The organism is Thalassolituus sp. UBA2590 (assembly GCF_002339775.1).
In the GTDB taxonomy this organism is placed as follows: domain Bacteria; phylum Pseudomonadota; class Gammaproteobacteria; order Pseudomonadales; family Oceanobacteraceae; genus Thalassolituus.
Map to the genome: position 1 here is coordinate 1 of NZ_DDKU01000041.1, position 19,114 is coordinate 19,114.

At 51.9% G+C, this 19,114-nt stretch carries 14 protein-coding genes and 1 pseudogene; 9 read left to right on the top strand and 6 right to left on the bottom strand.

Going from position 1 to position 19,114, the window contains the following annotated elements; genetic code table 11:
• Window positions 1-184: 184 nt before the first annotated feature.
• From B2067_RS03640 to trmA, 3 genes are all read right to left on the bottom strand, one after another.
• Window positions 185-1,519 carry an SLC13 family permease gene (locus tag B2067_RS03640; protein ID WP_301387484.1) on the bottom strand — a complete coding sequence of 445 codons (1,335 nt, stop codon included), beginning with the start codon at window positions 1,517-1,519 and terminating at the stop codon, window positions 185-187.
• 63 nt (window positions 1,520-1,582) lie between these two features.
• Window positions 1,583-2,959: an ATP-dependent RNA helicase DbpA gene (gene dbpA / locus B2067_RS03645; RefSeq protein ID WP_301387485.1), complete on the bottom strand. Its 1,377-nt coding sequence runs from the start codon at window positions 2,957-2,959 to the stop codon at window positions 1,583-1,585.
• Window positions 2,956-4,062 carry a tRNA (uridine(54)-C5)-methyltransferase TrmA gene (gene trmA, locus B2067_RS03650; protein WP_301387486.1) on the bottom strand — a complete coding sequence of 369 codons (1,107 nt, stop codon included), beginning with the start codon at window positions 4,060-4,062 and terminating at the stop codon, window positions 2,956-2,958. Before trmA ends, dbpA begins: the two co-directional genes overlap by 4 nt.
• Window positions 4,063-4,248: 186 nt before the next feature.
• Here trmA and B2067_RS03655 point away from each other — a divergent pair, with 186 nt between their 5' ends.
• Entirely contained in the window at window positions 4,249-5,127 is an 879-nt protein-coding gene (locus tag B2067_RS03655; RefSeq protein ID WP_301387487.1) for an acyl-CoA thioesterase, read from the top strand.
• A complete protein-coding gene (locus B2067_RS03660) occupies window positions 5,124-5,723 on the top strand; it encodes an acyl-CoA thioesterase (RefSeq protein ID WP_076517489.1) in 600 nt (199 codons plus the stop codon). The genes B2067_RS03655 and B2067_RS03660 overlap by 4 nt, the downstream gene beginning before the upstream one ends.
• Here the strand turns inward: B2067_RS03660 and B2067_RS03665 are convergent.
• The 3 genes from B2067_RS03665 to xseA are packed head-to-tail and all read right to left on the bottom strand — an operon-like array spanning window position 5,713 to window position 8,189.
• Window positions 5,713-5,943, bottom strand: a complete 231-nt coding sequence (locus B2067_RS03665) for a hypothetical protein (protein WP_301387488.1) — start codon at window positions 5,941-5,943, stop codon at window positions 5,713-5,715. The genes B2067_RS03660 and B2067_RS03665 overlap by 11 nt on opposite strands.
• A gap of 13 nt (window positions 5,944-5,956) precedes the next feature.
• Window positions 5,957-6,808 (bottom strand): M23 family metallopeptidase, encoded by an 852-nt coding sequence (locus tag B2067_RS03670; protein ID WP_301387489.1) that lies wholly within the window; start codon window positions 6,806-6,808, stop codon window positions 5,957-5,959.
• Window positions 6,798-8,189, bottom strand: a complete 1,392-nt coding sequence (gene xseA / locus B2067_RS03675; protein ID WP_301387490.1) for an exodeoxyribonuclease VII large subunit — start codon at window positions 8,187-8,189, stop codon at window positions 6,798-6,800. The genes B2067_RS03670 and xseA overlap by 11 nt, the downstream gene beginning before the upstream one ends.
• Window positions 8,190-8,341: 152 nt before the next feature.
• On the opposite strand from xseA, the gene B2067_RS03680 reads away from it, so the two are divergent.
• The 7 genes and pseudogenes from B2067_RS03680 to B2067_RS03710 all read left to right on the top strand — a co-directional run.
• Window positions 8,342-8,815 (top strand): DUF3015 family protein, encoded by a 474-nt coding sequence (locus B2067_RS03680; RefSeq protein ID WP_301387492.1) that lies wholly within the window; start codon window positions 8,342-8,344, stop codon window positions 8,813-8,815.
• 66 nt (window positions 8,816-8,881) lie between these two features.
• A complete protein-coding gene (locus B2067_RS03685) occupies window positions 8,882-10,798 on the top strand; it encodes a DUF4105 domain-containing protein (protein WP_301387493.1) in 1,917 nt (638 codons plus the stop codon).
• A complete protein-coding gene (locus B2067_RS03690) occupies window positions 10,782-11,675 on the top strand; it encodes an alpha/beta hydrolase (RefSeq protein WP_301387495.1) in 894 nt (297 codons plus the stop codon). The genes B2067_RS03685 and B2067_RS03690 overlap by 17 nt, the downstream gene beginning before the upstream one ends.
• 73 nt (window positions 11,676-11,748) lie before the next feature.
• A complete protein-coding gene (gene guaB / locus B2067_RS03695) occupies window positions 11,749-13,233 on the top strand; it encodes an IMP dehydrogenase (RefSeq protein ID WP_301387496.1) in 1,485 nt (494 codons plus the stop codon).
• A gap of 79 nt (window positions 13,234-13,312) precedes the next feature.
• On the top strand, window positions 13,313-14,890 hold the full coding sequence (guaA, locus tag B2067_RS03700; protein WP_301387497.1) for a glutamine-hydrolyzing GMP synthase: 1,578 nt from the start codon (window positions 13,313-13,315) through the stop codon (window positions 14,888-14,890).
• A gap of 104 nt (window positions 14,891-14,994) precedes the next feature.
• On the top strand, window positions 14,995-16,239 hold the full coding sequence (locus B2067_RS03705) for a substrate-binding periplasmic protein (RefSeq protein ID WP_301387498.1): 1,245 nt from the start codon (window positions 14,995-14,997) through the stop codon (window positions 16,237-16,239).
• A 313-nt stretch (window positions 16,240-16,552) separates the two neighbouring features.
• Window positions 16,553-19,114, top strand: a pseudogene (locus B2067_RS03710) (hypothetical protein); the annotation flags it as partial.

Sequence of the window (19,114 nt, forward strand, 5' to 3'; positions counted from 1 at the left end):
AGGAACATCAGCAAGATATCGATTTATCGAGAAATTCGGACGAGAGCTAGGCATTAAGCGAACATGTGAATGGCTGGGAGTGTCGCGAAGTGGTTACTATGCTTGGCTTAATAGAGAACCATGATCTTTGTTCTGGTAAAACGGACACCAAAGTCAAACTAACCAAGCGTCCGCTCATAGGACATCACCAAACCACCCATGCATACCCACTGATCACCGCGATACAGCTCAGGTTAATCCAGAACCCCGCACGCATCATATCTTTCTGTGCCACATAGCCACTGCCATACACAATCGCATTCGGCGGTGTGGCAACCGGGAGCATAAATGCGCAGGACGCAGACACGGCGATTAACGCGCTCAGGATTACTGCTGGAATCCCCAGGCTTTCGGCAATGGCGGCAAATACGGGTACCAGTAAGGCGGCGCTGGCGGTGTTACTGGCGAACTCGGTTAAGAAGACCACAAAGGTCACGATGGCCATAATCACCAGAATTAACGGCGCGCCCTGCAAGAAGCCACCAATATGATCGGCCAGAAAAACGCTGGTGCCTGTGGCTTTGAGTACGGCGCTTAGGCAGATACCGCCGCCAAACAACATCAGCACACCCCAGTCGGTAGTCTTCTCGATCTGCTTCCAGGTAACGACGCGGCTGAGGCCCAGCGCCACGATGGCACTGATAGCGATCACTGTATCGAATTTAGGTAAGCCACCCAGTAGTTTGTTAATCGGTGAGCTGAATATCCAGAAGAGTACGGTTAATCCAAATATGCCCAGTGTCAGTAGTCGCGGCTGTGTCCATTCCAGTGGTTCATGCCCGATGGAAAAGTGGTGATTCAGATTCGGGCGTATAACCATAAAAAGAACCGCGAGCATGACGGGTAGCAGAATCAGCGACAGCGGCCCGGCTAAGCTCAGCCAGTTCGCGAAGGTCATGTTGTTTTGTGCCGCGGCGATAGCATTAGGTGGGCTGCCTACTAAGGTGGCAATGCCTCCGATGTTTGCGCAGTAGGCGACACCAAGCAGTACGAAGATATAAGTAGGGCGCTGCTCTTCTTCATTAAGTTGATGTAAGACACCAAGTATCAATGGCAGCATCATGGCGGTCGTTGCTGTGTTACTGATCCACATCGACAGGCCCGCGGATACCGCAAACAGCATAAACACGGCAACGTTAAACCGACCTCGTGCCAGGGTCAGTACTTTATTAGCAATGGCGGTATCTATCTTCTGAGCATGCAGGGCTGAGGCGAGAGCAAAGCCACCGAGGAAGATAAAAATAATCGGGTTGGCGAAGCTGGCGAGTGCCTTCGTGGTGTCGAGCACACCGAAAGCAACAGCGAGTATGGGGACTAAAAGGGCTGTAATGCTGACGTCGAGTGCTTCAGTTAACCAGAGCACAGCGATAAAGATCAGGATGCTCAGGCCGTCAACGATGGCTGGTTCAAATGGCAGCCAGAGTTGCAGAGCTACGAAGAGTGCAGCATTGATCAGAATAATAAGGTTTGAGCCCGGCATACGTCATCCGTTGTTTTTTATTATCTATAGAGAGTAATGAAAAATAACGAACGAGGTAAGGTGTCAGATGCGCCTGACCTTGATCTGGCGCCCCTTAATCCGGCTCTTTTCTAACAAGCGCAGTGCCTCATTGGCATACTCACGCTCTACGGCGGCGAAGGCGACAAAATCCAGTACGGTGATATTGCCAATCACTGTGCCCGGTATCTTGCCTTTCGCGGTTATCGCTCCAACGATGTCGCCCGGGCGCAGTTTGTTCTTGCGGCCTTCAGCAAAGCAGATGGTCACATACGGCGGCTTAGCGGTGTCGTGCGAATCTGTCAGGTCACTCTGATGCATGGCCGGGATGTTGTGTTTCAGCTGGTCTTCAATCGCTTCGCGCTTGTATTGCTCGCGCTCGGTGAAGAGGCTCAGTGCCAGGCCTTCGCTACCGGCACGACCAGTACGGCCAATGCGGTGTACATATACTTCAGGGTCGTGTGGCAGGTCGTAATTAATGACGGCTTGTAGCTCATCAACATCCAGCCCGCGTGCCGCCACGTCGGTGGCGACCAGGCAATGGGCACTGCCTTGTTTAAAGCGGATGTAAGTCTGATCACGATCCCGCTGGTCGAGGTCACCGTGCAGACCCAGTGATAAATATCCGGCATGACGCAGCGCCTGCGAGACTTCATTTACGGTCTGTTTGGTGTTGCAGAAAATTACTGCCTGCTCGATGGCAAAGTGCTGCATGGCGGCTAACAGAGCATCGGTGCGGCTTGATTTATCGCAGCCAATTAACTGCTGGCGGATATGATCGGTTTTATGAACGGCCTCGACTTTAATCGTCTCAGGCTCGTGCATCAGGTCTTTGCTCAGCGCTTTGATGTTGTCTGGGTAAGTGGCCGAAAACAGCAGCGTCTGGCGGTTGTGTTTAGTATGCGAGGCAATGTCGCGGATGTCGTCGGCAAAGCCCATTTCGAGCATGCGGTCGGCTTCGTCGAGTACGAGTGTACTGACATGCTCCAGCGACATGGTTTTCTTGCGCAGGTGATCTTTAATGCGGCCCGGAGTACCGACAACAATGTGTGCGCCACGCTCAAGCGAGCCGATTTGCGGCCCAATTGAGACGCCGCCCGATATAACTACGATTTTAATGTTGGGCGTAAAGCGGGCTAGTTTGCGTAGTTCATCGGCGACCTGGGTAGCCAGTTCGCGAGTGGGGCAGAGCACCAAGCCCTGAATGCCAAAGAACTTAGGGTTCAGGTTCTGCAACAGCGGAATACCGAACGCTACGGTTTTACCGCTGCCGGTTTTTGCCTGTGCCAGTACGTCGTTGCCTGCAATGCTGATAGGCAGTGACTGCGCCTGAATGTCAGTCGCGTCGTTGAAACCCAGCGTTTGCAGGTTGTCCTGCATCGCTGGGACGATGCCTTTTATGTCTTTAAATGAAGTACTCACGCGGTTGCCTTGCGTTTAAGAACGACGCCCGTTTCGATGTGGTGTGTATACGGGAACTGATCAAACATGGCGAAACGCACGATGTCGTGGGTTTTGCAGAGTTCGGTCAGGTTCGCGTGAAGAGTGTCCGGGTTACAACTGATATAAATGATGTTGTCGTAACCGGCGGTTTGTTTCACGGATTCGTCGTCCAGCCCAGCACGAGGCGGGTCAACCAATACGGTACGGAAGTCGTAGCTGGTTAAGTCAACGCCTTCTAAGCGGGTGAATTTGCGCTCGCCTCTTAAGGCCTGAACAAACTCTTCAGACGATAGGCGCGCAATAATCAGGTTGTCGATTTTGTTGTCGGCAATGTTTACCTGAGCGGCATTCACTGAGGTTTTAGAAATCTCAGTGGCAAGCACGCGGTCAAACTTTTCAGCCAGCGCCACCGAGAAGTTGCCGTTGCCGCAGTACAGCTCAACGAGGTCACCACCAATGCCTTCAGAGGCAGAGCGGGCCCAGCTGAGCATCTTCTGGTTCACTTCGCCATTGGGTTGGGTGAAGCCGCCTTCGATCTGGCGATAGCTGAACTCTTTACCATCGACCTTGAGCACTTCGGTCACGTAATCGCGTTCAAGCACCACCTTTTGCTTGCGTGAGCGACCAATGATCGGGAAGCCAAGACGTTCCTGCAGTTCGCGCGCTTCGCTCTCCCAGGCTTCATCCAGCTTCTTGTGGTAGATGAGGGTAATCAGGGCGTCGCCGCTTAAGGTGGTCAGAAACTCGACCTGGAACAAGCGCCGACGTAACAGCTCACTGGTGTGAATTTCAGCCAGCAGCTTGTGCATCAGCTCGTTAATGAGCGGAGAGGCTATATTGAACTCACGGACTTCGTACGCTTTCTTGCGGTTGCCTGGCTCGAACATGGCGTAGAAACAACGGTCTCCCTCGTGCCAGAGGCGGAATTCGGCGCGCAGGCGATAGTGAGACACAGCGCTGTCGTGGACTTCCAGAGCGGGCGGTGCGAATTCTGCGAACAGACTGTTCAGGCGTGCCTTTTTCTCGGCAAGCTGGGTATCGTATTCCGCAGGATTGATAGGATCTGGAAAGATTTCTGACATGAGATAACCGGGGCTTAAGCGTAAGGGCCGGTATTATACGCGGCCCCGCAAAGAGTGCGAGTGTGGCGCATAATGTCATTTCGGCCAATGATTGGGTATTTCTATCGGGTATTGTTCCAATCATAGATGTAAATAATTGCTATAAATTATTCGTTGTAAATGTCTGACGAGAATAGAGAGGTGTGTATGAGTGACGTGTTACAGGGGTTAGTAGAGCTGCTGGAACCTACAGGGATCGGGGAAAACACCTTTCGTGGCGAGACTCAGGACTTAGGTTTCCGGGCTTTGTTCGGCGGCCAGGTGATGGCTCAGAGCCTGTCTTCTGCGCTCAAGACGCTGCCTGAAGGCGAGTGGCATGCGCACTCGTTCCATGTTTACTTCATGCTGGCCGGAACGGTGACTGATCATCTTGAGTTTGAGGTTGATCGACTGCGTGATGGCCGTAGCTTCTGCACCCGTCAGGTGAAGGCGATTCAGAATGGTCGCGCTATTCTGACCATGATCTGTTCATTCCAGCAGACCGAAGAGGGCTTTGAGCACCAGGCTGCGATGCCTGAAGTGAAGGGACCGGATGGTATTCCTTCGCAGGTTGAGCTGGCGCGTATGTTCCGTGACTACTTCCCGGAGAAAGTACGCGATATCTATACCGCCGATAAGCCGATCGAAATGCGAGTGCTCGATCCGGTGAATATTTTCGCGCCGACCAAGAAAGACCCAGTGAAGTATCTTTGGATGAAAGCCGACGGTTCGCTGCCAGAGGATACTGATCTGCACGCTAAGCTTCTGGCGTATGCATCCGACTTCAATCTATTGCCAACGTCGTTGCATCCACACGCGCGTTCTTACGGGCAGAAGGGGATGCAGATGGCGAGTCTTGATCACAGCGTCTGGTTCCATCGTCCGTTCCGTATGGATGAGTGGCTGCTGTACGCCATTGATAGCCCGAACGCAGGCGGCGGCCGCGGATTCTGTCGGGGTCAGGTATTCAATCAGAAAGGTGAGCTGGTCGCTTCTGTCGCTCAGGAAGGCCTGATTCGCTATCGTGAGCCGGAAGAAAAATCATGATGCTGCTTCGTTTTATCTTTATTTTCTTCCGCCAGAAGTGGAACGACAATAAAGATCCTCTGGCCATGACGACCTATAAATTCCGGGTGATGCCCTGGGATATGGATCTTAACCTGCATCTGACCAACACACGGTATCCGGCTTTCATTGATGTGGGCCGGGTTCAGTGGTTTGCAGAAATTGGTTTACTGCCACTGATCATGAGCAATGGCTGGCGCACGGTCGTCGCCAGTCAGACCGTGACCTTTGTGCGTGAAATTAAGCCGTTCACTAAGGTAGATATCGAGAGTCGGGTTCTGTATTGGGACAGAAAGTACCTGTATTCAGAGCATCGTTTTCTGGTGGAAGGCAAGTTGCATTGCAAAGCGCTGGGGCGAATTGCTCTGGTTCGTGGTGGTCGTGTGCGCAGTTTCAGTTCGCTACTGCAATCCATTGATAAGTATCATGGCCGAGAGCCGGGGGAATACATCGCCCCTGAACCAACGCCTGAAATTCAGGCTAAGATTGATCTGCTGACCTTGAAGCGTGACGCTGAACTGGCGCGAGCCCAGGCCGAGGCTGAAAAAGATTCGGAAGAAAATAAGGTTATCCCTTAGTTTCATCTTCCGGTGTATTCTCTAGTTTTGTTTGGACCTCAGATTGAGAATCATCCTTCTCATCTGAGGCCTGATCTTCGTGTTTGTCTTCCTGCAGCAGCTCACTTGCTGCAGAGAAGTCGAAGCCTTCAGAATCTTCCATTTCTTCAATGTTTGGGCGTATGCCACACCCACTGCCTTTGACAGGCATTAGTCCTGAAGTGCCGGGGGCTTTTTTCATGGCAGTACCTCGTTCATTTAGGCTGATCTTGTCTGAGCAGTAGCTTAGGATTTACGCGTGCGTTATTGAGGCTGACCGTCCAGTGCAGGTGGGGGCCGGTGGCTCTGCCGGTTTTACCGACGGCACCCAGTAAGTCGCCTTGCTTGATTACATCGCCTTCTTTTACGTCGACACGACTCATATGGCACATCATGCTGATAAGCCCCTGACCATGGTCGATAAAGACGCTGTTTCCGTTAAAGAAAAAATCCCCCGTCAACACAACGGTGCCACCGGCGGGAGCAACGATATCTTTGCCTTCGGGGGCGGCTATATCAATTCCGCTGTGCGGGTTGCGCGCCTGACCATTAAAGAAACGCTTTAAGCCAAAGGCGCTGCTGTAGGGCCCTGTAGTTGGCAGGATCATCTGGTTCCAGTCGGGCGTTAATTCTGCAGAGAAGCTTTTATAGACCGGAGTCATCTGATTGTATTCGCGGCCAATGCGATCCATATCATTTTTCTGCGGATTAACTTTGCGCTTATTCTTAATTTCGATGTGCTGTTCTTCGTACGCGAAGTTTTCAAGAATCTGAGATTGTTTTTTGCCATCAATTTTAAGTTGCAGGCTCTCCTCTGCCTTTAGCGGAACCCCAATAACGGCATAACGCTGGCCGTCTACTGTTGTTGTCAGAACGGGCTTGTCGTTCAAGGTTACTTTGCTGTTTTTATCTAACGGCATGGAGATGATACCGCCAGCGATTGGATGATTCGGCAGTGCTGATTCTGAGCTGTCTGATTTCTCAATAGTTTGGCTGGCAGTCGCATTGAGAATGAATGCTGAGAGCAATACAGGTGCGAGTACAAGGCCTGTCTTTTTAATCATCATTTCTTTTCGCTTCTTGTTTCACTTCTTGCTTTTGGGCTTCATTCTGAACGCCAGTCACAGTACTGGTGAGTGTGCCCGAGCGGATCAGTGTTTCTATTTCATCGCCGGCTTTCAGTTCTTTCGTATCTCGCACTACGGTGCCATCGGTTTTTCGGGTAATAGAATAACCGCGGCTCAGGACTTCAAGCGGGCTGACGCTGTTAAGAAGTCGCATACCGGCACCAAGTTCCGTTTTCTTTTTCTGCAGTTGTTGCTGCATCGCACGCTCGAGGCGCCCGCGTATCTGATTCAGCGATTGCTGACTCTGATTAAGTCCGCGCTGTGGATGCAGATGCGCTAATGATGTCTGGAGTCGTTGCAGGCGTTGTTGAGGTTCTTTCAGGCGCGACGTCATCGCACGTTGCAGGCGTATTTCCAGCTGATCAAGATGCTGGGCTCTGGATTGCAGTGCTTGTCTTGGGCCACGCAATCGTGACTGCAGTTGAGTCAGAGAGCGCTGTGCGTGCATAAAACGCTCTCGTTGATTACGGATCAATCGTTGCTGAAGATCATTAACGTAGCGCAGTATCTGTTGACCATCCGGGCTGATCAGTTCAGCCGCTGCCGAGGGAGTCGGTGCCCGCATGTCGGCGACAAAATCTGCGATGGTAAAATCGACTTCGTGACCGACAGCACTGATAACAGGCAATTGAGAGTTGGCAATTTCGCGCGCCAGAACCTCATTGTTAAATGCCCAGAGATCTTCGAGTGAACCGCCGCCACGGCCAATAATAATAGCGTCGGCCATGTTGTCGCGGTTCGCACGATACAGCGCGTTGATTAATTGCTGTGGTGCTTCTTCTCCTTGAACAGCAGCAGGGTAGAGATCTACTTCGAGCATGGGCCAGCGCCGCTTCAGTACCGTCAGCATGTCGTGGATGGCCGCACCGGTTGGCGAGGTAATAATCGCGACGCGTTTTACTGCGGGCAATGGTCTTTTTCGCTCTTCCGCGAACAGACCTTCTGCGGTTAATTTGCGCTTGAGTTGCTCGAACGCGAGCAACAGGGCGCCCTCACCCGCAGGCTTCATTGCATCGACAATCAGCTGATAGTCACCGCGGTTTTCGTACAGGCTGACCTTGGCGCGGACTTCAACTTTATCGCCTTCTTTTGGTTGAAATTTAACCATGCCAGCGCGTGAGCGGAACATGGCACAACGCACCTGCGCGCCACTGTCTTTCAAGGTGAAGTACCAATGGCCTGATGATGGGCGGGCGAGGTTGGAAATTTCACCTTCAACGCGCACAGATGCGAAGGAAACTTCGAGCATTTGTTTTGCGCGGCGGTTCAGATCCGAGACGGTAAATACACCGGGATCGCGAGGGTGGTCTGTCTGATACATAAACAATCTGCTGGTTAGATAGTCAAAGGCTGACATAAGGAGGTGTTTTTGGCCAGTTTTTGTCATGATGCTAGACAGCGGCGGAAAAGCGTTCTAGGTTAGACGGGTCGTTATTAAAACGACCTAATTTGATCAGAACAAGGAAATGATCCATGAAAAAACTGATTGCTGCTGCAGCACTGATTTCTGCGTCTTCTTTCGCAATGGCTGACAACGGTCCTGCGGGCTGTGGTCTGGGTACTGCGGTTGTCTTCCCAGATGCTAACGTATGGTACGAGCACGTGCTGGCTGCGACCACCAATGGTACTTCTGGTAACCAGACTTTTGGTATGACTTCAGGCACCCTGGGTTGTGAATCAGCAAATGGCCCACTGAAAGCGGCTGAAGCTTTCATGAACGACAATATGGATCAGCTGGCTGCTGACAGTGCACGTGGTCAGGGTGAAACTCTGGATGCGCTCGCTCAGGTTATGGGTGTAGAAGCGGCGGACACTGCTGCTTTCCGCGCAACTGTTCAGTCTAACTTCGATAGCATGTTTACTACCGAAGCGACTGCTGGTGATGCGTTCCGTTCTCTGACTGAAGCAATGTCTCAGGACAAAGCTCTGCAGAAATACGTAGGCTGATACATCAGTCTGTCATACTCTGAGGCGCATTCTTTGCGTCTCAGTGTTGTTTGTTAAGGATTTTCCGTGGGTCATCAGTTAAAGCTGATTCTGATTGCCGCTTTGTTGGCAATGTTCTCCTCCTCATTTGTTCTCGCTGCTTCTGATACCAGTCAAGTCAAAGCTGTTCCGGCTGATGAGCTTCGCGATTTGGCGTCGCATCAGCAATGGCTGCATCTGCTTCATTATCGACAACACCCGTATACGTTTCGTTTCATCAGTCAGAATGATTCACCAGAGTTTTTTCTTGCTGAGAAGGGTAAAACCAATGCTCACGAAGAGCTGGTAGCCGATCTCAGTGCCTTCTTGTTAACGGATCAGGCCGATAATGCGTCTGCGCAGTGTCGTTTTCCAGCGCGGTACCATTGGCTAAAACACAGACTTCCGCAGGTTGGTTTTGTTGACCAGCCATGTTCAGAGTTTGATGAGTGGCGTGATGAATTAAACGCTCACCGCCTGACGTTGATTTTCCCAGCCTCCCATATCAATTCGCCGTCATCCATGTACGGACATACGCTGGTGCGCATGGACAGAGAAGACCCATCCAGCAGTAAGTTGCTCGCCTACAGTGTTAACTTTGCGGCCAACGCTGACCCTACCGACAATGAGCTGGTGTTCAGTTACAAAGGGCTGTCTGGTGGTTATCCCGGTGAGGTCTCGGTAATGCCGTATTACGTCAAAACCAATCAGTATCAGCATATGGAGTACCGTGATACCTGGGAGTACGAACTGGACTTTGGTAGCGCGGAAGTGGATCAGTTCGTGCGGCATGTCTGGGAGTTGCAGGACACGGCGTTCGATTATTTCTTTTTTGATGAAAACTGTTCCTACCGCTTGCTGACGATGCTCGATGCGGCGTCCTCGCGATCAGATCTGGCGGCTGATTTTAAAATGAAGGCGGTGCCGGTCGACACCATTCGTGCTCTCTACAGCGCTGGTTTTGTCTCGCGAGAGGTGTACCGGCCTTCTGCTGCGTCTGTGATGGAGTCAAATGCGGCTCTCGCGTCAGAACAAGAGGCGGACCTTGCTCGTACTCTGGTCGAAAGTGATATCCCTATTGGCGACCTGCTGGCAGGGGTACCTGAAGAATCACAAACCCGTGTCCTTGAGCTGGCGTACAGCTACGCACGTTATTTGTCGGTGAAGAAAAAGCAAGCGAACCCGGTGCTTCGTAAACGAACACTGCAGATTCTCTCTGCTCGCAGTAAGCTTCCGGCGGGCGATGTTTTTCCAGCCCCAAGAAAGCCAGAGTTTCGTGATGATGAGGGGCATGGTACATCGCGTTTAAGTGTGGGTGGTGGTTATACCGGAGAGCAATGGCACGGTGATATTAACTGGCGTATCGCTTACCACGATGTTCTTGATCCATCGAAGGGCTTTTCGCCCGGTGCGCAGATCGAGATGGGGGATTTCTATACCCGAATCACAGAGGACGGCGATGTTAGTTTGCAGAAGCTGACTCTGGTAAATGTACTGTCACTCAGTCATAAAACGCGTTTTCAGAATCCGGTCGCCTGGACGGTGAGTGCGGGTCTTGATCGGTTTAATCACGAGGGCAGTGAGCTCTATAGCCGTTTCAATCTTGGGTTTGGTCGTGCGTGGCAGTTACCTCTGGGTGTTCGGGACGGTAAGCGATTGGGCAGCGCTCGTGTGTTTGCTCTCGGAGATGTGACTGCAAGAGCGGATAATCAATTTGACGACGGTTATCAGATATCTGCAGGCGTGCGGGCCGGTTGGTTGTGGCAGGGACGCCTGAATCAGGAACTGGTTCAGTTTCGCTGGCAACCCGCTGCTTTAGGGGACGATACTCCCCGGCGTGAGCTGACAGTAGAAGAGGCCTTTAATGGGTTTGACAATGTTCAGCTGCGTTTCGGCTTCAGTCGTCAGTGGGCGTCGTCTGAGGCGACCAACAGCTGGAAGCTGACTTATGCCTGGTATTTCTGAAGCGTTCAGGCTGGTTCGGATTTCCTTGATGCTTGCGGTGGCTGCAACGTTAAGCGGTTGCGCCTCGCTGACGACCCTGTATTTTCACCCGCAAGAAGTCTGGTTACAGACGCCGGACCGTTTTGATATCGATTATGAAGATGTCTGGCTGACTGCGGATGACGGCACAGAACTTCATGCCTGGTTACTCAAGCCTGAGCCAACAATCGAGCAGGCTAAAGTGATTCTTTACTTGCACGGCAATGCTGAGAATATCTCGACCCATTCGCGCAGTGTTTTCTGGCTGGTTGAAAAGGGCTATACCGTATTGGCCCTTGATTACCGTGGTTTTGGCGCATCACAGGGGCGGCCTATTTTGCCGGACGTTCTTATGGATGCGAAAGCCGGCGCCAGCTGGCTGCGGGATGCTTACCCGGATCACTCTCTGGTTGTTCTGGGTCAGTCGATGGGGGCAGCGCTCGCGGTCAATTTCGTTGCAGACTATGGCCGTGACTATGACGTTTCTCAGCTCATACTCGAAGCGCCGTTTGCCGGATTCCGCAGCGTGGCCAGAGAGATGCTGCAGCGTACCGTGGTCGGTACCATTGTTTCACCCCTTGTTTACTTAATTCCGTCAGACTGGGACCCAAAGGATCGCGCCCCGAATATCCACATTCCGGTCATGCAGCTGCACAGTCGCATGGATGAGGTTGTGCCTGTGTCTGAAGGGCAGGCCTTGTATGACGCGCTGCCAGAGAGCATGCGGTGTTACGTCGCATCGCAGGGGCCTCATATCGCCAGTTTCCGATACAACAAGTTCAGGGAACAGGTCGCGGATTTTCTGGTCAGGGGAGTGTGTCCGCCTGTCGTGGCGGATACATCAAAACAGAATCCGTAGCGGGATTTACCGGCGAATGACCTTCCGGTATAATGCCCCGCCTTTCCTACAACCTCATTCGGAAGGCTCTTCTATGTTGCGAATCGCTCAAGATGCACTCACCTTTGATGACGTGCTGCTAGTGCCCGGTTATTCCGAGGTCCTGCCAAACCAGGTCAGTCTGAAGACACGCCTGACCAAAGGCATTGAGCTGAACGTTCCCCTTATTTCTGCCGCGATGGATACGGTTACTGAAGCGCGCCTGGCAATTGCAATTGCTCAGGAAGGTGGCTTAGGTATCGTCCATAAAAACCTGACCATCGAGGAGCAGGCTGCTGAGGTTCGTAAGGTCAAGAAATACGAAAGCGGCGTGGTCAAAGATCCGATCACTGTGCCTAGCACCAGCACGATTCGTGAAATCATTGAGCTGACTCAACAGCACAACATCTCTGGCATGCCAGTTGTTGATGGTGATGAGCTGGTGGGCATCGTCACCTCACGTGACGTACGCTTTGAAAAGAACCTGGATGCACTGGTCGCCAGCGTGATGACGCCAAAAGATCAGCTGGTCACTGCAAAAGAGGGCACCAGCCCAGAAGACGTTCAGGACCTGCTGCACACGCACCGCATTGAGAAAGTTCTGGTACTGGACGACGCAGGCAAGCTGGTCGGCCTGATGACCGTGAAAGACATCGAAAAAGCCCGTGCTTACCCGAACGCTGCCAAAGATGAGCAGGGTCGTCTGCGTGTTGGCGCTGCCGTAGGCACAGGTGCTGGCACTGAAGAACGTGTCGAAGCCCTGGTTAAAGCCGGTGTTGACGTGATCGTTGTTGATACCGCACACGGCCATACATCGAACCCGGGTGGCACAGGCGTTATCGACCGCGTGCGTTGGGTGAAAGAGAACTTCCCTGAGGTTCAGGTGATCGGTGGCAACATTGCAACTGCTGAAGCGGCGATTGCGCTTGCTGAAGCCGGTGCGGATGGCGTGAAGGTCGGTATCGGCCCTGGCTCTATCTGTACTACCCGTATCGTTGCTGGTGTGGGTGTGCCTCAGATCTCAGCGGTTGCTAACGTGGCTGAAGCCATGAAGAAATATGATGTGCCTGTGATTGCTGATGGCGGTATCCGTTTTTCTGGTGACATCTCTAAAGCCATCGTTGCTGGCGCAAGCGTCGTTATGGTCGGCTCTATGCTGGCGGGTACTGATGAGTCTCCGGGCGAAGTTGAACTGTTCCAGGGACGTGCTTACAAGGCATACCGTGGCATGGGTTCTCTTGGTGCCATGGGCCAGAGCCAGGGTTCGTCTGACCGTTACTTCCAGGACAAAAAAGCCGGTGTTGATAAGCTGGTTCCGGAAGGCATCGAAGGTCGTATCGCAGTGAAAGGTCCACTGACGAACATCGTTCACCAGCTGATGGGCGGTGTGCGTGCTTCCATGGGCTACACCGGTTGCGCGACGATCGACGAGATGCGTACCAAACCTGAGTTTGTGCGTATTACGGCGGCGGGCATGTCTGAATCACACGTTCACGACGTACAGATCACCAAAGAAGCGCCAAACTATCGCTTAGGCTGATCGCTGAAAAATGCTAAGACGTGGGGATGACGAGAGTCATCCCCGCTTTTGTTTTTAAATCTTTTATCTGGAAAGCCCAATGTCACAAGACATCCACGCTCAACGTATTCTGATTCTGGATTTCGGTTCACAGTACACTCAGCTGATAGCACGTCGCGTACGTGAAATTGGTGTGTTCTCTGAAATCCGCGCCTGGGACATGGACGAAGCGGAAATCCGCGAGTACAACCCGTCCGGTATTATTCTGGCAGGTGGCCCTGAGTCTGTGACAGAGGCGGGTTCGCCGCGCGCTCCTCAGGTGGTGTTCGAGCTTGGTTTGCCAGTGCTTGGTATCTGCTACGGCATGCAGACAATGGCAGAGCAGTTGGGTGGCAGTGTGCAGGGCTCCAATATCCGTGAATTTGGCTATGCCCAGATTCAGGTTGAGACGAACAACGCACTGCTCAAAGACATCAAAGACCATGTCAGCGAAGACGGTAAAAGTCTTCTTGATGTGTGGATGAGCCACGGCGATAAAGTGGCAACCATGCCTGAAGGCTTTGAGCTGATGGCAACCACGCCGAGCTGCCCGATTGCAGGCATGTTCAATGCTGAGAAAAATTTCTTCGGTGTACAGTTTCACCCAGAAGTGACGCACACCCTACAGGGGAAGCGCCTGCTAGAGCACTTCGTTATGGATATCTGCGGCTGTGAAGCGCTGTGGACACCGGCGAAAATTATTGAAGACCAGATCGAACGTGTTCGTGAGCAGGTCGGTAACCAGAAGGTTCTGCTGGGCCTGTCTGGCGGTGTAGATTCATCAGTTGTGGCGGCGCTGCTGCACAAAGCCATTGGTGATCAGCTGACCTGTGTGTTTGTTGATAACGGTCTGCTGCGCAAGAACGAAGGCGACATGGTGATGGACATGTTCGCCAAGAACATGGGCGTTAAAGTCATCCGTGCCGACGCGGAAGAGCTCTTCCTTGGCAAGCTGGAAGGCGTGTCTGATCCTGAGCAGAAACGTAAAGTGATCGGTAACACCTTTATCGAAGTCTTCGATGAAGAAGCCAGCAAACTGAAAGATGTTCCATTCCTGGCGCAGGGCACTATTTACCCAGACGTGATTGAGTCTGCGGCGGCGAAAACCGGCAAGGCGCACGTGATCAAGTCACACCACAATGTGGGTGGCCTGCCAGATGACATGAAGATGGATCTGGTTGAACCGCTGCGTGAGCTGTTTAAAGACGAAGTGCGTAAGATTGGCCTGGAACTCGGCCTCCCTTACGACATGGTTTACCGTCACCCATTCCCTGGGCCTGGTCTGGGCGTGCGAATCCTCGGTGAAGTGAAGAAAGAATACGCTGACGTGCTGCGTGAAGCGGATGCCATCTTCATTGAAGAGCTGCATAACTTCGACTGGTACCACAAAACTTCTCAGGCGTTCGTGGTATTCCTGCCGGTGAAATCCGTTGGCGTAGTGGGCGACCAGCGCCGTTATGAGTGGGTTGTCTCTTTGCGCGCTGTAGAAACCATTGATTTTATGACAGCACGCTGGGCTCACCTCCCTTATGAGCTGCTGGAGAAAGTCTCAAATCGTATTATTAATGAGATCGAGCACATTTCTCGTGTTGCTTACGACGTATCGAGTAAGCCGCCAGCGACGATTGAGTGGGAATAATTACACCGCGTCGTCACTAAAGAACGCGAAAAAGCCCGGTCATTGACCGGGCTTTTTCGTAGGGCCTGCTATTATTAGAGCTGTTATCCGTTTGGGCTAAGGTCATGAAATTTAGACTAATTTCTCTCTTTTTTACTTTCATTTCTGCCAGTGTTGTTGCAGCGGAGCTGGCACCTGCACCGAATTACGGCGCAGTGAAATTGCGAACAACCATCTGGCCACCATATCAGATGATGCTTCAGGGAGAATTGTCCGGTGAATCAACCGAAACTTTACGCTGTATCTTCCGTGATATTAATGAGTCCTTTTCCGTTCAGGTTATGCCCTGGCAGCGGGCGATTCAGGATATGAAGCACTCTGTAGCGGATGGTATTTTTACGACTGGGCCTTCGCCGGAGCTTGATGAGGTGGCAACTATGTCAGCCCCTTTTGCTCTGGAGAAGTGGTACTGGTATCACGCCAGTGGCCTTGATCTCAGTGATGTGAAAACTCTGCGAATTGGTGCCGTCAGATCAAGCAATCAGGCGACCTGGCTGGATACAGAGGGAATACCGGTGACAGAGTTGGTCAATGAGGGGATGCAGTTAGTGCGTCTTGTTCAGGCCGGTAGGATAGATACCTTTATTGCGGATTCGCGTTATTTTGAGGAGCTGGTCTCTGAGGCGTCAGCGAATTCTGACTTTAACAGTTATCTTGAGAGAACGTTTGTACGGTACATGCCTTTAGGGGTGTACTTCGCCGATCAGTTTCTCGAGCAGCATCCTGAATTTATCGGACGGTTCAACAAACAGATATCTGATTGCGCGGGTGAGACCATCGCTTTGAATGATCTGGAGAGGGAAAATCTTCTCTCCGTTGTAACGAAAAGGATCAGAACCATCATCGATGATGATAGGCTTCTTGCAGCTTTAGATATCTCTAATCAGATGCAAAGGACACTGGCTCCTGATGTTATTGATGCGCTTGATGTGCAATGGCGCCATGAGGTTTCTGCGGCAGAACAGCCATTGATCAGTGAGATTATCAGCAGACCGACGTCAGCCTACCTCAGATCCGTGAAGGAACTCAGTAATGGCTTGATTACTGAGGCTATTCTTGTTGGAAGTGCAGGTCTGAATGCCGCTCAGAGTGATGTAACCACCGATTACTATCAAGCCGATGAAGCAGCATGGAAAACGCTGATCAGCAATCCATCCTCTGATTATCATATTGATGGTATCCGCTACGATGAGTCATCAAGAAAGTTTCAGGTGAAGGTGAGTTGGACAATTACAGACACCCAGGTGAGGCGAAAGGGCATCCTGATCCTTGGGATAGATGCAGAAGAAGCGCTTCGGAACAGCCACTGACAGAACTGACAATTCTCCCTTAAATTCCCGTTTAAAGGCCGCGAAGTGCGGCTTTTGTCGTTTATACGTAAATATCAGCATGTGACTTCTTGTTACATCTTGTGAAACAGACACGTGTTCATTAGTATCGCCTCATGACACTAATTGGCCAATAAGTGGCCCTTTCGGAGTGTTTTTGTGGCTCTCAGGCCGGATATCCCTCTTAAGGCCTATTGCTGGCGGGTATCACAGCCGATAGAATCCCGCAAAAACATCTGAATGGATTGTGAGCCAGTTCTCATTCTGACGAACTGGTTCGGTATGGAGCGATCGTATGAAACTTTCTAAGGGCCTGGCTCTCGTAGCCTCATGGGCAGCTATATCTGTATCCAGTATCACTCTCGCAGCGCCAGGCGGTGTAAGTGGTTCTGCGCTCTGGTTGAAGTCAGATGATGCGGGCAACATTAACGATGCCTGGGCTGACCGCTCCGGGAATGGGCGCGATATCGACGCTGTGGGTTCCTGGTCTGTGTCGGGGGCCAATGCCGCTCATAATTTCCATCCATACACTACTGGCTACACCAGTAGTCGCCATTTCCGAAACAACCGCACCAATATTGTTCAGGGCGGAGAAAGAGAAACTCCGCTTTCAATCTTTACGGTAACTCGCACAAGCTCTTACGTCAGCGGAAATTCAGGGCGTATCACCGGCCTCGATAGCACTACGGACTATGCGGGTGAGCCCGGTTATTCGTTGCAGGGCACCGGCAATAGCGGCGCGGGTAAGTTCCTACTGCGACCAGAGCGATCTTCAGGCAGTGATATCAATGTAGAGTTCCCGACCCCGGTTCCTTTGTCGCAAAATGTCTTGGGCTCGGCGATTATTGGCGGTAGCCAGAACCGTACATTTACACTGGGGATGAATGGCGCGGATTACGTGTACAATTCAGACTTTGCCTCTGTAACCCGTGGCGACAATCTCTTGGTTGGCTATGGGCGCAAAGATAGCGGCGATGCCTTCCAGGGCGACATTATGGAGGTCATCTGGTTCACGCGTGCCATATCCTCCGCAGAAGCTCAAAGAATTAACTCCTATCTTGCTGTTAAATACGGCATCGATCTCGCGGGCAACTACGTTAACAGTACAGGCGCAACCGTCTGGAACGACTCACTGGATGCTAACTTCCAGGATGCGGTGTTTGGCCTTGGTCGTGACGACGCAGCGACTCTTAACCAGAAAGTTTCCCGTTCAGTCAAAAGCACGCGTCTGACTCTGGCAACACAGAACGATTTCACATCAGCTAACTCCGCATCTGCACGTACAGCAGGTATTGCAGCAGATCGAAGTTACTTCCTCGTGGGGCGCAATGCAGGCGCCTACAGTCTTCAGACTTCAGAAATCAGTGCACCATATTCCTATCGTATTGGACGCGAATGGTTGGTTCAGAAGAGCAGTTTCAGCCAGTCGGTATCAATGCAGTTCGCGATTCCTTCGGGATTGCCGGCTAGTGCGCGTCTTTATCTGGTTCGTAAAAGTACTAACTCTGACTTTACGTCAGGCGCAATTGCGGTCGGTGAGATCAACAAGACCACAGGTATTATCAATGGCGTGGCTCTGAATTCAGGCGATTACTTTACTGTGGCGGTCACTGTCGACTCTGATGGCGATGGTGTACTGGACCCATACGATGCGTTTCCTAATGATCCGAACGAGTCAGTAGATACTGATGGCGATGGTATCGGTAACAATGCCGATACTGACGACGATAATGATGGTGTGCCAGATCTCCAGGATGCATTTCCTCTTGATCCGAATGAAACTGTCGATACAGATGGCGATGGCGTAGGTAATAACGCGGATACTGACGACGATAACGATGGCCTGAGTGATGACAACGAAGGTCTGTTGGGTACTGATCCTCTTGATACCGATTCTGACAACGATGGTATCGACGACCTGACCGAAGTCGGTAGTGTTGCTTCTCCAACAGATACCGACAATGACGGTACCATTGATGCACTCGAGTCCAACACCACCGATACTGATAGTGACGGTGTAATGGATCATCAGGATGCGGCCAATAACGATCCTGACAACGACTCTGATAACGATGGCGTCAGCAATATTCAGGAGACACAGCTCGGTACTGATCCTCTTGACCCTAACAGCACGCCAACAGACACCGACGGTGATGGCATTGCAGACGCTTTCGATACTGACGATGACAACGACACTGTATCGGATGCTGATGAAGCAACGAATGGTACTGATCCACTGAATGCTGACTCTGATGGTGACGGCAAAAACGACGGCGCTGAAGGCACCACAGATACTGACGGTGATGGCATCATTGATGCGCTCGAATCTGCAAACAACGACGCGGATAGCGACGGTGTTTCTGATGAGCTGGACGCTGCCAACAACGATCCGACCAACGACTCTGACAACGACGGTATTAATAATGAGACCGAAGTTGCAGCAGGCACTGATCCGCTCGATCCGAACAGTGTTGGTAATGATACCGACGGTGACGGCACGCCAGACAACATCGATACCGACGATGATAACGACGGTGTATCGGATGCAGACGAAGCGACAAACGGCACAGATCCACTGAATGCTGATTCCGACGGCGACGGCAAAAACGACGGCGCTGAGGGCACCACAGATACTGACGGTGATGGCATCATTGATGCTCTCGAATCTGCCAACAACGACGCGGACAGCGACGGCGTTTCTGATGAGCTGGACGCGGCGAATAACGATCCGACCAACGATTCTGATAACGATGGAATCAATAACGAGACCGAAGTTGCAGCCGGAACTGATCCGCTTGATCCGAATGACGCGGGTATCGACACCGATGGTGACGGCACGCCAGACAACATCGATACC

Excerpts from the sequence above, each read along its gene's own strand:
- B2067_RS03640 (WP_301387484.1), bottom strand. The coding sequence starts at position 1,519 with ATGCCGGGCTCAAACCTTATTATTCTGATCAATGCTGCACTCTTCGTA.
- trmA (WP_301387486.1), bottom strand. The coding sequence starts at position 4,062 with ATGTCAGAAATCTTTCCAGATCCTATCAATCCTGCGGAATACGATACC.
- B2067_RS03655 (WP_301387487.1), top strand. The coding sequence starts at position 4,249 with ATGAGTGACGTGTTACAGGGGTTAGTAGAGCTGCTGGAACCTACAGGG.
- B2067_RS03660 (WP_076517489.1), top strand. The coding sequence starts at position 5,124 with ATGATGCTGCTTCGTTTTATCTTTATTTTCTTCCGCCAGAAGTGGAAC.
- B2067_RS03665 (WP_301387488.1), bottom strand. The coding sequence starts at position 5,943 with ATGAAAAAAGCCCCCGGCACTTCAGGACTAATGCCTGTCAAAGGCAGT.
- B2067_RS03670 (WP_301387489.1), bottom strand. The coding sequence starts at position 6,808 with ATGATGATTAAAAAGACAGGCCTTGTACTCGCACCTGTATTGCTCTCA.
- xseA (WP_301387490.1), bottom strand. The coding sequence starts at position 8,189 with ATGTATCAGACAGACCACCCTCGCGATCCCGGTGTATTTACCGTCTCG.
- B2067_RS03680 (WP_301387492.1), top strand. The coding sequence starts at position 8,342 with ATGAAAAAACTGATTGCTGCTGCAGCACTGATTTCTGCGTCTTCTTTC.
- B2067_RS03690 (WP_301387495.1), top strand. The coding sequence starts at position 10,782 with ATGCCTGGTATTTCTGAAGCGTTCAGGCTGGTTCGGATTTCCTTGATG.
- guaB (WP_301387496.1), top strand. The coding sequence starts at position 11,749 with ATGTTGCGAATCGCTCAAGATGCACTCACCTTTGATGACGTGCTGCTA.
- guaA (WP_301387497.1), top strand. The coding sequence starts at position 13,313 with ATGTCACAAGACATCCACGCTCAACGTATTCTGATTCTGGATTTCGGT.
- B2067_RS03705 (WP_301387498.1), top strand. The coding sequence starts at position 14,995 with ATGAAATTTAGACTAATTTCTCTCTTTTTTACTTTCATTTCTGCCAGT.